Here is a 14,946-nt window from a genome sequence, read left to right as displayed (position 1 = left end):
GCTTGGCACTGAACATTGAACCTACATGTGTAGGATAGGTGGGAGGCTTTGAAGGCGTGACGCCAGTTGCGCTGGAGCCGTCCTTGAAATACCACCCTTGTATGTTTGATGTTCTAACGCAGGGCCCTGAATCGGGCTCGCGGACAGTGCCTGGTGGGTAGTTTGACTGGGGCGGTCTCCTCCCAAAGAGTAACGGAGGAGCACGAAGGTTGGCTAATCCTGGTCGGACATCAGGAGGTTAGTGCAATGGCATAAGCCAGCTTAACTGCGAGACGGACAGGTCGAGCAGGTACGAAAGTAGGTCATAGTGATCCGGTGGTTCTGAATGGAAGGGCCATCGCTCAACGGATAAAAGGTACTCCGGGGATAACAGGCTGATACCGCCCAAGAGTTCATATCGACGGCGGTGTTTGGCACCTCGATGTCGGCTCATCACATCCTGGGGCTGAAGTCGGTCCCAAGGGTATGGCTGTTCGCCATTTAAAGTGGTACGCGAGCTGGGTTCAGAACGTCGTGAGACAGTTCGGTCCCTATCTGCCGTGGGCGTTGGATGATTGAAGGGAGTTGCTCCTAGTACGAGAGGACCGGAGTGAACGAACCTCTGGTGTTCGGGTTGTCACGCCAGTGGCACTGCCCGGTAGCTAAGTTCGGAATCGATAACCGCTGAAAGCATCTAAGCGGGAAGCGAGCCCTGAGATGAGTCATCCCTGACCCCTTGAGGGTCCTAAAGGGCCGTTGGAGACCACAACGTTGATAGGTGGGGTGTGTAAGCGCGGCGACGTGTTGAGCTAACCCATACTAATTACCCGTGAGGCTTAACCATACAACACCCAAGAAGTGTTCTAAGGCTTGTAGCAAATAGAACGAACTACTCAAATTCAGTGATAGTGACAAGCCAAGCGCAACATCACTACTCACGTCAGCTTTCTAGATTAAGAATTTGCCTGGCGGCCATAGCGCCGTGGAACCACCTGATCCCATGCCGAACTCAGAAGTGAAACGCGGTAGCGCCGATGGTAGTGTGGCATTCGCCATGCGAGAGTAGGACACTGCCAGGCACCCAATTAAACAGCGATGTGAAGAATCACGTCACTGGCTGCGAGGATGACACCTCAGAAGAAGCAGCAGAAGATTTAGCGCAAGCTAACCGAATGCGGAGCGGTAGTTCAGTCGGTTAGAATACCGGCCTGTCACGCCGGGGGTCGCGGGTTCGAGTCCCGTCCGCTCCGCCATTAATTTGAAGGCCTTCCCGATTGGGAAGGCCTTTTTGCTATGGGCGTTTTTGTCCATAAGACCCACAGGTTTGCACGCCGGAACCAACACAAAGCCCAGTCTCTCGACAGGGAGTTGGTGTTTTTAGCGTGTTAAACAGCCAGTGTTAGCATTTATCTGCAGGAAGAGAACTAAAAAGCCTGTCATCTCATTTTTTATCTATATCAAGCTCTTATCTGATGGATTACTGGCCATTTCAACTGGTTTACTTTTGGCCAAACTCTGTTCATGGCGCGCGATTAGGGTTGTATCTCGCTTATAACTCGGTAGAGTAAGGGCATCTTGAGTTTGCCTGTCCCGCGCCGAGTTTGCCGGGTTCCAGGTGTAACTTGGCCAGTTTTTATCAACCTTAAGTCAGTGGTATCGATATGGAACAAGTAAACAAGTCCACCTTCAGCGATGTACTGGAATATGTGCGTATGTCCCGTCGCCAGAACAAACTCAAGCGTGAAATTGCGGATAACGAGAAGAAGATCCGTGACAATCAGAAGCGCGTGCTGCTGCTCGACAACCTGAGCGACTATATCAAGCCGGGCATGAGCATTGATGATGTGCAGGCGATCATCGCCAACATGCGCGCCGACTATGAAGAGCGCGTGGATGACCACATCATCAAGAACGCCGAGCTATCCAAAGAGCGTAAAGAGCTGAGCAGCAAACTGAAGGGCATGAGCTCTCACAAATAAGCGTTCAGCTTTCGCTTCAGAGACACCGGCCACTGGCCGGTGTTTTGTTATCAGCTCGGATCTCTGCCACTCCTGCAACAATCGGCTCCCCTTTTTAGAATTGCCCTGTTACCATCACCACAAAGCGGTCAATAGTTTCAAGCCATTGACTTGAAAAGACTAAGCTTGAGTGAAACACAATAAATTGCGCAACCATGGTGGGGCTGATATGGGCGCATCAGAACAGACGGATTTGACACAAGTGGCATCTCAAGATTCATCTGTCCAGACCTCGGACGGGAACCCAAAGCGCAAGCGCCGTCCCTGGTGGCGTTGGCTGTTCTGTTTTCTCTTTTTATTGTGTCTGGGGGCGGTGATCGCTCTGGTTGGCTATGAGATGAAAACCTCGAAGCTGCAATCTCAGGAGATCTCCCGCTATGCTGCCAAGCTCACCTATCAGGTCGAGCCTGGCCAGAGCAAGCAGATCGCCTTCCCTGAGGATGGCCCGTTCGACAAGCGGCTCGGCTATGTGCAACTGCCGATGATGCAGGAGCGTTTGCTTCAGCGGGGCTATGAAGTCAGCAAGCAGGTGCATTTCTCCGACGCGCTCTATGACTACGCCAGTCGTGGCTTCTTCGTGCCCTATACCGAGAAGGTGCAGGCTGGCCTGACGTTGCACGATTGCCGCGCAGAACCTTTCTATCAATTCAAGTATCCGACCCATCACTATCCGGATTTTGACTCCATTCCGCCGCTCGTCATCCAGTCGCTGCTGTTTATCGAGAACCGCGATCTGCTGAGCAACGAAGAGCCGTTGGCCAACCCGGCGGTCGATTGGCCCCGTTTTGCCAAGGCCGCGCTATCTCAGGTGGGCAAGGCGCTCGATATGCAGGATCAATCTGCCGGTGGTAGTACCCTGGCGACCCAGGTGGAGAAGTATCGCCACTCGCCGGATGGCCTGACCCTGTCGCCGACCGAGAAGATCCGTCAGATGGCCTCTGCCAGCGTGCGGGCCTATCGTCTCGGGCCGGAAACCCTCGAAGCGCGCAAGCTGGTCGCCTGGGCCTACCTCAACTCGGTACCGCTCTCGGCTGCGCCGGGATATGGTGAGGTGCATGGTTTGGGGGATGGCCTTTGGGTCTGGTTTGGTGCCAATGTCGATGACGTGAACCGTCTGCTGGATCCCGCCCGCAACCAGAATGCGCCGCTGGCCGAACAGGGGCTTGCCCTGCGTCAGGTGGTCTCGCTGATGATTGCGCACCGCCGTCCTTCTTACTATCTGGCTCAGGGGCGAGAGGCATTGGCTACCCTGACCGACAGCTATCTGCGCCTGTTTGTGCAGGAGGGAATGATCACGCCGCCACTGATGGAGGCGGCGCTCAAGGCCAAGATTACGTTCCGTGACTTCCTGCAGTCCCCTGCTATCACCCGGGTGAACAACAACAAGGGGTTGCAGGTTGCCCGTACTCGCCTGAGCCGCCAACTCGGGGTGCAGCTCTATGACCTCGACCGTATGGATCTGACCGCCGATACCAGCCTCAACATGCCGTTGCAGAACGAAATCTCCCGTTATCTGCAACAGCTGGCCGACCCGACGTTTGCCGCCCAGGTAGGGCTGTTTGGTGAGCGCCTGCTCTCGCCGGAGAAGACCGGCGATGTGCGCTACAGCTTCACTCTGTTCGAGAAATCGCCGGAAGGGTTCAAGGTGCGAGTGCAGACCGACAACACCGATCAGCCGTTTGATATCAATGAAGGCTCCAAGCTGGAGTTGGGCTCAACCGCCAAGTTGCGGGTGCTGACTACCTATCTGGAGATTGCGGCCGAGCTGCACGACAACTATGCCGGGATGCCGGTCGAGAAACTGCGCAAGCTGGCTGCCGTCTCTCAGGACAACCTCAGCCGTTGGGCCATCTCCTATCTGATGACGGCTCAGGACAAGAGCCTGCCTGTAATGCTGGAAGCGGCGCTGGATCGCAAATACTCCGCCAGCCCCAACGAAGGGTTCTTTACCGGTGGCGGCATGCACACCTTCAACAACTTCCGCCGCGAGGATAACAATCGTATTCCGACGTTGCGTGACTCTCTGCGTGAGTCGATTAACTTGCCCTTTGTGCGGTTGATGCGCGATATCGTGCGCTACAGCCTCTACAAGGAGGGCAACCGTGCCCAGTTGCTGAAGGATGACAAGGATCCCCGTCGTCAGGAGTATCTGGCCAAATTTGCCGACAAGGAGGGGCAGACCTATCTGCTGCGCTTCTGGCGCAAATATCGCGGCAAGACTCCCGAGGAGCAACTCGATACCTTCCTCGACGGTCTCAAGCCGAGTGCGGTACGTCTGGCGGCGGTTCACCGCTACCTGATGCCGGAAGCCAGCGAAGCCGCATTTGCTGCCTTCCTGGCGGAGCGGTTGCCGCGGGAGAAGCTGAGTGCGAAACGGATCAATCAGCTCTATGTGAGCTATGGCCCGGGCAAGTATTCACTGCCGGATCAGGGCTACATCGCCCGGGTTCACCCGCTGGAGCTGTGGTTGCTGGCCTATCTCAAGGAGTTCGACAAGGCGACCTTTGCCGACGCGGTGGCGGCCAGTCGTGACGAGCGACAAGAGGTCTACAGCTGGCTGTTCAAGACCCGTCATCGCAGTGCCCGTGACAGCCGGATCCGCACCATGCTGGAGGTTGAAGCCTTCCTCGATATCCATCAGCGCTGGGCCAAGCTCGGTTACCCGTTCGACCATCTGGTGCCTTCGCTGGCGACCGCCTTGGGCAGCTCCGGCGATCGTCCGGCTGCACTGGCCGAGCTGATGGGGATTATCCAGAATGGCGGTGTCCGCTCGCCAACCCTGCGTATCGAGCACCTCTCGTTCGCCAAGGGGACGCCCTTCGAGACCGAGTTTGAGCCGCAGCACACCGAGGGAACCCGAGTGATGCCGGCAGAGGTGGCGGCAGCCCTGCGCAGTGCGCTCTCCAAGGTCGTTGAAGGGGGCACGGCAAGACGTATCGCCGGTGCCTTTACCCTGCCGGATGGCACTGTGCTGCAGATGGGGGGCAAGACCGGGACCGGGGATAACCGGATTGAAACAGTGGGCCGTTATGGCAACGTGACCAGCTCGCTGGCGCGCAACCGCACCGCGACCTTCGTTTTCTATCTGGGTGAGGATCACTTCGGTACCCTGACCGCCTATGTACCGGGTAGCCAGTCTGACAAGTTCCGTTTCACCTCGGCGCTGCCGGTGCAGGTGCTCAAGGGGATGGCTCCCCTGCTGACGCCTTACCTGCAACCGGGCTCCCATACCCAGTGTCTGGCGAACCAGTGATGCGCACGAATTACCGCTCATCACGCAGATAACTGACCAGAAAAAACGGGGAGGCTGACAGCCTCCCCGTTTTTATTTCCTCATCGGGCGCAGCGGCGCTCGATTGCGATCAGGCGTTCAGTACGAACTGTTCGATCACCTGAGCCACGCCATCTTCATCGTTGCGGGCAGTGGTGTGCTGGGCGAGAGCCTTGATCTCGTCGGTGGCATTGCCCATCGCAACCCCGAGGCCTGCGTATTCGATCATGTGGCGATCGTTGCCCGCATCCCCGACGCAGATCACCTGATCGGCGGTCAGGCCAAGGTGATCGGCCAGTGCGGCCACGCCGGTTCCCTTGTTGCTCTTCTTGTTCATGAACTCGAGGAAGAAGGGGGCGCTCTGTACCACGGTATAGCGCTCATAGAGCTCTGCAGGCAGTCGCTCGATGGCGCGGGAGAGCTGGGGCGGCTCGTCGATCATCATCACCTTCATGATCTGCTCGTCGGCAGGCAGGGTGGCGAAGTCGATCAGATTGATCGGCATGCCGATCAGGCGGGATTCGTGCTCGGTGTAGGTACTGACACGGGGGCTGATCAGTCCACGGGTGACCGAGAAACCGTGGACGTTCACCTCCAGCTCGTCAGCCAGTTTGGCGACGGCGCTGGCGTCACTGCCGGTCAGCAGCTGGCTGCGGATGATGCGCTGATCGGCCACCTGTTGCACCAGAGCGCCGTTGTAGCAGATGACGTAGTCATGCTCTGTGGTGAGGCCGAGTTCTTCCAGATAGCAGCTCATCCCTTCCAGCGGGCGGCCGGAGGCCAGCACAACGGTTACCCCTTTGGCGCGCGCGGCGCTGATGGCGGCGTGGGTGCGGGGAGTAATCTGGCCCTGCGGGTTGAGCAGGGTGCCATCCATATCCAATGCGATCAGCTTGTACATCTCTCACTACCTGAGTCTGGGTGGCCCGCCCGGTGGGGCCAAGGAAGTGGCGAGTGTAGCGAAAATCGGCGGCGGGATCACGGCCGGTTCAGCGATGGGGCCGTGCCGGTTGAGCTATTTGTGTCCCTCGTAAGGAGTCATCTCCAGGGTTTCATCATGGATGGTCAGGCGGGTAGGGCCTCGGGTAATGGTAACCTTGCGTTTGAAGCTGGCCATCTCGACCTCGATGCCGGAGTAGAGGTGCTGGGTGGCAATGACCTCCATCTGAGCCATCAAGTTTCGCAGCTCCTCCTGGTTGGCGGTGAGCTGCTCATCGAGCTGGGCCAGTTCAGCCAGCTGATGGTCCCGGATCGGTTTGAGCTTGCGCAGGGTATCCGGATTGCGCTTGTCGCCGGGCAGTTGCAGCAACTTCATGACCAGCTCCTTGATTTTCTCCAGCTGGGCCTGACACGCCTGCTGGCGCAGCTTGAGCTGGTGTTCCTGCTCCTTGTGGGTGAAGTAGCCGCCGAGGATCTGCAGCCGGGTATGGTTGGCGGCCTCGGCCCCCAGGCTGGGAGCCATGATCAGGCGATTGGCAATGCTGGTACCCCCCAGCAGAGTGCCTTTGCGCATGTTGCTATCGCCTACCTTGATATCTTGTCCGCTGCGGGAGTAGCAGTGGCTGAGCTGGCTCTGGATCTGGATATCCCCCCCCGCTTCCAGCTGGGCATACTGGGCGTAGCTGGCGTGGATTTCCCCTTGTGCATTGAGCTGGCAAAGGTACTCTCCCTGCTCGTTGCGGCGGCCAATGATGCCGTGGCGTACCGTGATGCTGCCCCCTGCCTCAATCCAGCCCCCTTCGATAAAGCCGCCGATGACGATGTCACCGCTGACCCGGATCTTCATGCCCGGGTTGACGTCGCCGCTGACGATTAAGCCCCCTTCAAAATCAATGTGACCGTGGCGGGCATCCACCTGTTTGACGCTGAGCACCTCGTCCACCTTCATGCCCGCTTTCTCCTGACAGGGCAGGCCCGCCCGACCGGCAATCAGCAGGTCGGGATCGTCGGGGGAGATAAAGGTGCCCTCGCCAGCGCTCATTGGACTGTCTTTGCCATCCTTGGCGGGCAGGTCCTGACCGGTCACGGTAAAACCGGGTACCCCGACGGTGGCCGGATGACGGCGCATCAGCGGAGCGCCGGCCTTGACGGTGACGATGGAGCCGAGATCCCGCAGGTCGACCTTGCCATGACCCAGCTCCTGCGGTTTGAGGATCCGTTCGGCCGGGGTCTCCACCAGCCGCTCATAGCGAGTGTCCTGACCATTGACGGCAGGCTGGCCGTTGGCAATCACCAGCTTGAGCTGACTGCCGGGGGCGGCTTCCTTGGCTGACTGGATGGCTGCGGTGAGCAGTTGCTCACTCACCCCCTGTTTGATTTCGCTGATGGCGATCGCCTCTTGCAGCTGTTCCAGCGTCACATACTTGCCCCCCCAGTCGGCAGTGATCTGGGCGATGGCGCTCATGCGATCCTTCTCCACTATTACGGCGAGTCGGGCATCCTGACGCTTGCCGACAGGGATGGGGTTGGCGGGGACGGGGGCGGCAGGGTTGGTGAGCAGGGTATTGAGCAGGCTGATGGCCTGTTTGATCCCCTCGGGCAGCGGCTGATAGCGGCGACAGTTGGAAGCGAGCAGCAGAGCCTGCACATCCTGTTCCGTGACAGGTTTGGTGAGACCGGCGGCAATCCGCAGGCAGACCAGTTCCATATCGCTTGATAGCAGCAACCACTCTTTGCTTAACACCGCATCTCCTTGCTGGATGAGAACGGAACGATCGGCTCGCTCCTCTACTGTCATTTAATCTCTCAATGATTAATAAAGCGAGTCGCCAACCCTGAGAGTGGGCAGTATTCAGATATTTCCTCTGAATGGTCAATGAATTGAAGTCAAATCGGTGATGGCGGCCAGATAAATGTGGGCGCTGTTTGGAAACGGAGTGAAAAGACGGATCGCAGCGCCAGCGACATAGGGTCGCTGGCAGGTGAATGGCGGTTCTTATCAGCTGCGCTGGGCTGTTCTGGCCAGGGTGAGGTAATCGCCGAGCACCGGCTCACCCAGCATATGGCGGCGCAGCATGTCGAGGGCGACGAAGGCGAGGATCTTGCGGCGGCTCTCCGGGTCGGGGTGGCTGACCTTGACCGTCTGACCGATGTGCATGCCATCGGCGCTGAACAGCAGTGGGACCCCCTCCGGCCCTTTTCGCCCTATGGTTAGTTGCAGGCCAGCATCGACGGTCGGCAGTTGCGCCAGCTCATCGGCCAGTTGCGTACTGAAGTTGGCCTCCAGCCGGGGATGGCCGTGACAAAGCGCCAGCAGGGCGCCGCCACTATCTCCCTCCAGCAGAGCCAGCGGTTTGCCTTGCAGCAGCGCGAGGATCTGCTGCGCCGGTTCCGTATCTCCGCTGCCAACCAGCCAGGGGCGGATCGTATCCAGCAGTCGGCGTTCGGCACTCTCCATGTCAGCGGCACTGGCGCTGTGGCCGATCAGTTTCAGCTCGATAAGGGGCATGGAGGAGCGGTAACCCAGCTCGATGCCGGCTGGCCAGGGTTCGGCATCCAGCATATCGCTGAGCGCCGACTCCGAGACGCCGAAGGTGTAAAAGCGACGCAGCTCGGTATCGATCTGTGCCCCGGCCAGCTGTTTGAGGCGCGGCAGAATTTGCTCGCGTACCATCTGCTTGAATTCGAACGGCACGCCCGGGGTGAAGAAGAGCTGGCTCTGGCCACTTCGCACCACAAAGCCGCAGGCGGTGCCGACCGGGTTGTCGAGGATTTCGCTCCCCTGCGGCAACCAGGCCTGTTTGGCATTGCTTTGTGCCATGGGGCGGCCACGGCTGGCGTAGCGCGCTTCGATGGTAGCGAGCCAGTCGGGGAAGAGGGTGAGCGGTTGGTCAAAGGCCTCGGCTGCCGCCTGAGCGGTGAGGTCGTCGGCGGTGGGCCCGAGCCCGCCACACACCAGCACCACCTCGGCGCGGCTGGCACTCTCTTGCAGCACCGTTTTCAGGTCAGCGAGGTTGTCACCCACCGTCAGGCGACGGCGCACCTGCCACCCCTGTTCCAGCAGCAGAGCGCTGAGCCAGGCCGCGTTGGTATCCACCACCAGACCCGTCACTATCTCGTCTCCGGTACTGATGATCTCGATACGCATGGCAGGCTCCTTGGATTAAACGGATGGCAACGGTTGGCCTCGGGCCAACACAATCAGGCTTTGTTGTGCTCGAAGTAGTAGCTGATCCGGGTACGCGGATTGAGGTACTCGAACACGGCGGGCGGCAGCCGTTTGGGGTGGATCACCTTGGCGATCGACAGTTCGGCTTGCTGCAGGTCGATGATGGCCGCTTCCTGACGGGGAATGCGCGGATCGTAGACCAGCACCGAGGGGTAGAGCAGGCGGGAAGCGTTGACCGACATCACCAGCCCCACCTGACCGTTGGAGAGTTGCACCACGCTGCCGGGGGGATAGATCCCCATCAACCGGATCAGCATGCTGAGGTACTCCGGATTGAACTGCGCCTTGCGCTGCTTGTAGAGGCCGCTCAGGGCCGAGTAGGGCACCTTGGCCTGCATGTGGCAGAGGTTATCGTACTCGTTGATCAGCGACACCATCTGGGTCAGCGGATCGAGCTGGCCAGCCTTGAGCCCTTCCGGCCCGCTGCCATCGAGATATTCATGGTGATGGAGCACGATCCCCTTCGCCTCGGCCGGGAAATCCTTGGCCAGATTGAGCAGATCCAGCCCGTAGCGCGGGTGCTGGGCCATCAGGTTCTGCTCCGGCTTGGTCAGCGGCTCGGTCTTGCGCAGGATCTGGCTCGGGATCTTCAACTTGCCGATATCGTGGAACAGCGCCCCCATGCCGACCTGACGGATCTCGTCGGCCGTCATGCAACACTCCTTGGCCAGCAGCATGCTGAGCACACTCACATTGAGGGAGTGGAAGTAGAGGTTGTTGCCATCCTCGCTGTCGGAGACCAGATGGAGCACCATCTCGTCCACCGAGAGCAGCTGTTCTGTCATGGCGTTGACCAGCTCCTGCGCCTCGCCGATGGCATTGAGGGGGCGTGACTGGATCTTGCTCATCACGCTGCGCACCTGCGCCAGCGACTGCTGGAACTGCTTCTCGCACTGCTGCAGGTTGCGGCGATAGAGTTGTAACTGCTCGATGCGGCGATCCTTCTCCTGCTGCATCTGGGCCTGACGCTGGGCGGCGTCTGCGCTCTCTTGTTGCTGAGGCTGTACCTGATTGAGAGGCTTGGGCGGAACGTCGCTCTTGTCGGGAATGATGGTGACCAGTTTCAGGCCGAGACGGCGGATCAGCTCGATCTCTTCTTCACTCTTGATCTTGAAGCTGGAAAACAGGAACGGGTGTTCGCGCCACCCCAGTGGCAGGGATACATAGTTGCCGACTTGCAGTCGATCTACGGAAATCTTGATACCGGTCATTATCTTGGAAGCAGGAGACACACTGAGCCGTATGCTAGTCAAAGGCGGGGGTGAATACAAAAGGTATCTGATGACAGGGCTGGAGCTTTATTATAGGCTTCTGGATGTCCAGACATATTTACTGATGCAGTACAGGGAGTAAGCATGCCGATCAAGATCCCGGATCAGTTACCCGCCGCCGAAGTGTTGGGGCAGGAGAACATCTTCGTGATGACGGAATCCCGGGCCGTCACCCAGAACATCCGCCCGCTGCGGGTGCTCATCCTCAACCTGATGCCAAAGAAGATTGAGACCGAGATCCAGCTGATGCGGATGCTCTCCAACTCGCCGCTGCAGGTGGATGTGGATCTGCTGCGCATCGATGACAGGGAGTCAAAGAACACGCCGCAGGCCCATCTGGAGAACTTCTATCACGACTTCGAGCAGGTGCGTGGCAATAACTACGACGGCATGATCATTACCGGGGCGCCGCTCGGGCTGGTGGAGTTCGAGGAGGTGGTCTACTGGCCGCGCATCGTCGAGATCATCGAGTGGTCCCATCAGCATGTCACCTCCACCCTGTTCCTCTGCTGGGCGGTGCAGGCGGCGCTGAAAGCCTTGTATGGCATGGAAAAGCAGACCCACGGCGAGAAGCTCTCCGGGGTTTACCGCCACCATCGCCTCGATGAGCACGAGCCGTTGCTGCGCGGTTTCGATGACGAGTTCGTCGCCCCCCACTCCCGTTACGCGGCGTTTGATGGCGATCTGATCCGTGCCCAGACCGACTTGCAGATTTTTGCCGAGTCAGAAGAGGCGGGGGTCTATCTGGCGGCGACCAAGGATTGTCGTCAGGTGTTTGTCACCGGCCACCCGGAGTACGATGCCCTGACGCTGGACGGAGAGTATCAGCGGGATCTGGCGGCAGGGCTCGAACCGGCCATTCCGGTCAACTACTACCCGAATAACGATCCGGGCAAGACCCCGCGCGCCAGCTGGCGCAGCCACGGTCATCTGCTGTTTGCCAACTGGCTCAACTACTACGTCTATCAGCTCACCAGCTATCGGGTGGAAGATATCGGCAAGGTCTTTACCTACGACCAGGGAGGCAAATAGTCAGTCGCCCTGCGCCAGCCGCTCGGCCAGCTGGTCGAGCCATTGGCGGTGGCAGGCCAGGGTAAACGCCTTGGGTCTGTGGGCCTTGATGGCGGCCATCGCCTCTTGCTGTGGCTGGCCGAGGGTCATCAGCAGTGCGGCGGCGACCAGACCGGTACGACCGCTGCCCCCTTTGCAGTGGATGACCAGATGTTTGCCATCCCCCAGCAGCTCGCGCAGCTGTGGCAGCGCCTGTTGCCAGGCAGCCTCGAAGTCGGCATCGGGGGCCAGATCATCCTCGATGGGCAGATGGAACCAGCGCATCCCTTCGTGCTCTACCTGCTGGCCGAGCTGCGCCAGTTCGAGTCGGATCAACTCGGCGCTTGTCATCAGGGTCACCACCCCGTGGGCACCGGCCAGCCGCAGTTGATCGAGCGCCAGGATCAGCGGCACCTGCTGGGTGCCGGGGCAGGGGGTCAGCAGCAGCTGACCATCGACACGGGGAACCTCAAGGCTCCAGAAGGGGTGATACGGGTGCATGGCGGATCCTCGCGTGGTGGCCGCAGGGCTGCGACCGGTGAATGGCGCCAAGGATAGGCGGGGCAGGGGGGATGTCAATGGCCGTTGTGTTTGCCCCGGTTTACGGGCAGAGTCTAAAAAATTGAGCGGTTCAAGGAGTTAAGATGAGAAACCTGGATCAACTGGATTTGGATATCCTGGCCCATCTGTTTCGGGATGCTGGCATGACCAACAAGGATCTGGCCGCGCTGGTGGGCGTTGCCCCCTCCACCTGTCTGGAGCGGGTGCGCAAGTTGCAGCAGGATGGCGTGCTCAAGGGGGCGCACTGTGAAGTGGATTATCAGGCCCTCGGTGGCCACATTCAGGCCATGGTCTCCCTGCAGCTGGCCCGTCACAGCCGCCAGATCATCGATGCCTTCCGCGATGCCATTCTGGCGTTGCCCGAAGTGATCAGTCTGTTCCACATGGGGGGCAAGGATGATTTTCTGGTGCACCTCTGTGTCTCCGATACCGAGCACCTGCGCAACTTCGTCTTCGATCACTTCACCTCCCGCGAGGAGGTGGTGCACCTCGAAACCTCGCTGGTGTTCGAGCACAAGTTCAGCCGCTCCCTGCCCTGCTTTCCCCAGCCATAACGGCCAGTGGGCCGATAGTATGAATAGATAGAAAAAACCGCCAGCTGGCGGTTTTTTCCATTCTGCTATCGATTGAATTTGCACGGGGGGCTCAATTGGCGGCGGTGCGTTCATCCTTGGCCGTCTGATAGAGGCTCTTCTGATAGGCCATGCTGCCCCACAGGGCCAGACCAAGGGCATCCTCCTTCAAGGCGTCCGGCTGCGCCGCCAGGGTCAGCTTCTCGCTGGCATTGTCGTAGACATAGCCCTCTGCCGCCCGTTCCGGTTGCAGGATCACCACATCCTTGCCGCGCATCAGGGCGAAGTTCTTGTCGTACTGCATGATGGCGCGCCCCGGCCAGTCGGCGGGCATGCGGGTCAGATCCTTGCCGAGCATGGGGTAGTCGGCACTGATCCCCATCAGGGAGAGCAGAGTCGGCGCCATGTCGATCTGGCTGACGATGCGCGGATCCTTTCTCGGCGCAATACCGTCGCCCATGATAACCCCCGGAATATGAAAGCGGGGAATGGGCACCAGACTGGCGCCACCGACCCGGCTATCGTGGTCGGCGATGACCAGAAACAGGGTGTCTTTCCAGTATTCGGACTGTTTAGCCTTCTTGAAGAACTCGCCGATGGCGTAATCCGCATACTTGGCCGCGTTGTTGCGGGTCTGTTTGGGTTGCTCGAAGAGTTCGATGCGGTTGTCCGGGAATTCGAACGGATCGTGGTTGCTGGAGCTAAACACCAGACTGAAGAAGGGTTTGCCCTCTTTGTGCAGCGCCTTGAAGGTCTCGTCGGCCTTGGCCATCAGATCCTCATCGGAGGCGCCCCAGGAGCCCTTGAACACCGGATTGTCGAAATCCTTCTGCTCGACGATGGTGGTGAAGCCGTTGCCGAGGAAAAAGCTGCGCATGTTGTCGAAGTGACTCTCGCCGCCGTAAATAAAGCTGGTGTCGTAGCCCCGCTGTTTGAGCAGGTCCGCGATGGTGAAGAAGTTGGTCTGGCTCTTGCCGAGTTTGACCACCGCCTGTGCCGGGGTCGGCGTGAAGCCGGTCAGTACCGCCTCGATACCGCGCACCGAGCGGGTGCCGGTGGCGTAGAGCTGCTCGAAGGCCCAGCCCTGCTGCGACAGAGCATCGATGTTGGGGGTGAGCGGCAGACCGCCGAGGGAGCCGACAAACTGGGCGCCCAGGCTCTCCTGCAGCAGGATCACCAGATTCTTCGGTTTACCCTGGAAGCTCGCCTGGTTGAAGGTCTGGCTGGGCAGCAGATCGGAGCTGAAATCACTGGCCGGGCGGCCACTCTCCTTACGCATGACCTCGAGCACCTTCTGAGGGGTCATCTCACCGTAAAACTGGCCGGCATCCTCCTCGGCGCCCATCTGTTTGATGGCAAAGAAGAGGGAGTATGCGGAGTTGACGGTGAGTGAGTTGACCAGCGGATCCTCGGCAAAGGCGACCATGGCCGGGTTCAGGGCGCGGTGGCCGAGACTGGAGCGGGCACCGAGAAAACCTATGGCCAGAATGAGCAGGGCGAAGGCCGGACGCAGATACCAGCGGGGGAAGCTGAGACCACGTACCAGACGGCCGCTCAGCCACCAACCGCCGGTCAGCGCGGCGCCACTGAAGAGTAACGCCAGCAGCAGCTCGGCTTTGCGGCCCGCCCACAGCATGGCGAACACCTCTTTCGGATAGATGAGGTACTCCACATAGAGACGGTTGGGACGCACGCCATACTCGGTGACAAACGAGGGGGTGGAGATCTCGAGGAACAGCATCAGCCAGAGTCCGACGGTCAGCCAGACGCGCATCAGTTGCAGCCAGCCCCGGCCGATGGCATGGGGGCCTGCCAGCAGCAGAGTGAGCATGGCGGGGACACCCCAGACCCAGCAGAGGGTCGCAAAGTCGACCCGGATCCCTTGCAGCAGCATCTCCTGCCAACCGGCCACGGCATCCACCCGTTCCAGTTGCCAGAGACCGAGGGCGATTCGGCTGAAAGAGAGAGAAAAAAGCGCGAGCGCGCAGAAGACGGCGAAGGGCCAGAACGGGCCGAGTCGCTGTTTTAGATCTGTCATGTTTGTTCCTGAATGAGA

General features: G+C 59.5%; 10 protein-coding genes, 1 tRNA gene and 2 rRNA genes (1 of these 13 cut by a window edge). 7 read left to right on the top strand and 6 right to left on the bottom strand.

Features of this window, described 5'->3' with window-relative positions:
- The 5 genes from I6L47_RS11385 to I6L47_RS11365 all read left to right on the top strand — a co-directional run.
- A 23S ribosomal RNA gene (locus I6L47_RS11385) occupies window positions 1-823 on the top strand (it extends 2,067 nt beyond the left edge of the window).
- Window positions 824-943: 120 nt separating this feature from the next.
- Window positions 944-1,058: ribosomal RNA gene (rrf, locus tag I6L47_RS11380) — 5S ribosomal RNA — on the top strand.
- A gap of 97 nt (window positions 1,059-1,155) precedes the next feature.
- Window positions 1,156-1,232 (top strand) — tRNA-Asp (locus I6L47_RS11375).
- Between the two features lie 408 nt (window positions 1,233-1,640).
- Window positions 1,641-1,958, top strand: a complete 318-nt coding sequence (gene tmaR, locus I6L47_RS11370; protein WP_216947452.1) for a PTS system regulator TmaR — start codon at window positions 1,641-1,643, stop codon at window positions 1,956-1,958.
- A 208-nt stretch (window positions 1,959-2,166) separates the two neighbouring features.
- Entirely contained in the window at window positions 2,167-5,250 is a 3,084-nt protein-coding gene (locus I6L47_RS11365; protein ID WP_216947451.1) for a transglycosylase domain-containing protein, read from the top strand.
- Window positions 5,251-5,359: 109 nt separating this feature from the next.
- Here I6L47_RS11365 and yidA read toward each other — a convergent pair whose 3' ends face one another.
- The 4 genes from yidA to I6L47_RS11345 form a co-directional block, all read right to left on the bottom strand.
- Complete coding sequence (yidA, locus tag I6L47_RS11360) at window positions 5,360-6,169, bottom strand: sugar-phosphatase (protein ID WP_216947450.1); 810 nt, start codon at window positions 6,167-6,169, stop codon at window positions 5,360-5,362.
- A gap of 114 nt (window positions 6,170-6,283) precedes the next feature.
- A complete protein-coding gene (locus I6L47_RS11355; protein WP_174218996.1) occupies window positions 6,284-7,951 on the bottom strand; it encodes a DUF342 domain-containing protein in 1,668 nt (555 codons plus the stop codon).
- A 255-nt stretch (window positions 7,952-8,206) separates the two neighbouring features.
- Entirely contained in the window at window positions 8,207-9,355 is a 1,149-nt protein-coding gene (locus tag I6L47_RS11350) for a CinA family nicotinamide mononucleotide deamidase-related protein (RefSeq protein ID WP_216947449.1), read from the bottom strand.
- A 53-nt stretch (window positions 9,356-9,408) separates the two neighbouring features.
- On the bottom strand, window positions 9,409-10,647 hold the full coding sequence (locus I6L47_RS11345) for a DUF3391 domain-containing protein (protein ID WP_019446227.1): 1,239 nt from the start codon (window positions 10,645-10,647) through the stop codon (window positions 9,409-9,411).
- A 144-nt stretch (window positions 10,648-10,791) separates the two neighbouring features.
- Here I6L47_RS11345 and metA point away from each other — a divergent pair, with 144 nt between their 5' ends.
- Window positions 10,792-11,739 (top strand): homoserine O-succinyltransferase, encoded by a 948-nt coding sequence (gene metA, locus I6L47_RS11340; RefSeq protein ID WP_005363203.1) that lies wholly within the window; start codon window positions 10,792-10,794, stop codon window positions 11,737-11,739.
- Here the strand turns inward: metA and I6L47_RS11335 are convergent, their stop codons facing one another.
- Entirely contained in the window at window positions 11,740-12,258 is a 519-nt protein-coding gene (locus I6L47_RS11335) for a cyclin-dependent kinase inhibitor 3 family protein (RefSeq protein ID WP_216947448.1), read from the bottom strand. It abuts the gene before it with no gap.
- A gap of 143 nt (window positions 12,259-12,401) precedes the next feature.
- Between I6L47_RS11335 and I6L47_RS11330 the strand changes: the two genes are divergently transcribed.
- A complete protein-coding gene (locus tag I6L47_RS11330) occupies window positions 12,402-12,872 on the top strand; it encodes an Lrp/AsnC family transcriptional regulator (RefSeq protein ID WP_005336001.1) in 471 nt (156 codons plus the stop codon).
- 91 nt (window positions 12,873-12,963) lie between these two features.
- Here the strand turns inward: I6L47_RS11330 and I6L47_RS11325 are convergent, their stop codons facing one another.
- Window positions 12,964-14,928, bottom strand: a complete 1,965-nt coding sequence (locus I6L47_RS11325; protein WP_216947447.1) for an LTA synthase family protein — start codon at window positions 14,926-14,928, stop codon at window positions 12,964-12,966.
- Window positions 14,929-14,946 lie beyond the last annotated feature (18 nt).

This window comes from Aeromonas sp. FDAARGOS 1417, assembly GCF_019046985.1.
GTDB lineage: Bacteria > Pseudomonadota > Gammaproteobacteria > Enterobacterales > Aeromonadaceae > Aeromonas > Aeromonas veronii.
The sequence above is the reverse complement of the archived record's forward strand: the minus strand, read 5'-3'. Positions and strand labels throughout refer to the sequence as shown.

Bases quoted from the DNA above. Each gene is read 5' to 3' on its own strand.
- I6L47_RS11325 (WP_216947447.1), bottom strand. From the start codon at position 14,928: ATGACAGATCTAAAACAGCGACTCGGCCCGTTCTGGCCCTTCGCCGTC.
- metA (WP_005363203.1), top strand. From the start codon at position 10,792: ATGCCGATCAAGATCCCGGATCAGTTACCCGCCGCCGAAGTGTTGGGG.
- I6L47_RS11350 (WP_216947449.1), bottom strand. From the start codon at position 9,355: ATGCGTATCGAGATCATCAGTACCGGAGACGAGATAGTGACGGGTCTG.
- I6L47_RS11345 (WP_019446227.1), bottom strand. From the start codon at position 10,647: ATGACCGGTATCAAGATTTCCGTAGATCGACTGCAAGTCGGCAACTAT.
- I6L47_RS11335 (WP_216947448.1), bottom strand. From the start codon at position 12,258: ATGCACCCGTATCACCCCTTCTGGAGCCTTGAGGTTCCCCGTGTCGAT.
- I6L47_RS11330 (WP_005336001.1), top strand. From the start codon at position 12,402: ATGAGAAACCTGGATCAACTGGATTTGGATATCCTGGCCCATCTGTTT.
- I6L47_RS11365 (WP_216947451.1), top strand. From the start codon at position 2,167: ATGGGCGCATCAGAACAGACGGATTTGACACAAGTGGCATCTCAAGAT.
- yidA (WP_216947450.1), bottom strand. From the start codon at position 6,169: ATGTACAAGCTGATCGCATTGGATATGGATGGCACCCTGCTCAACCCG.
- tmaR (WP_216947452.1), top strand. From the start codon at position 1,641: ATGGAACAAGTAAACAAGTCCACCTTCAGCGATGTACTGGAATATGTG.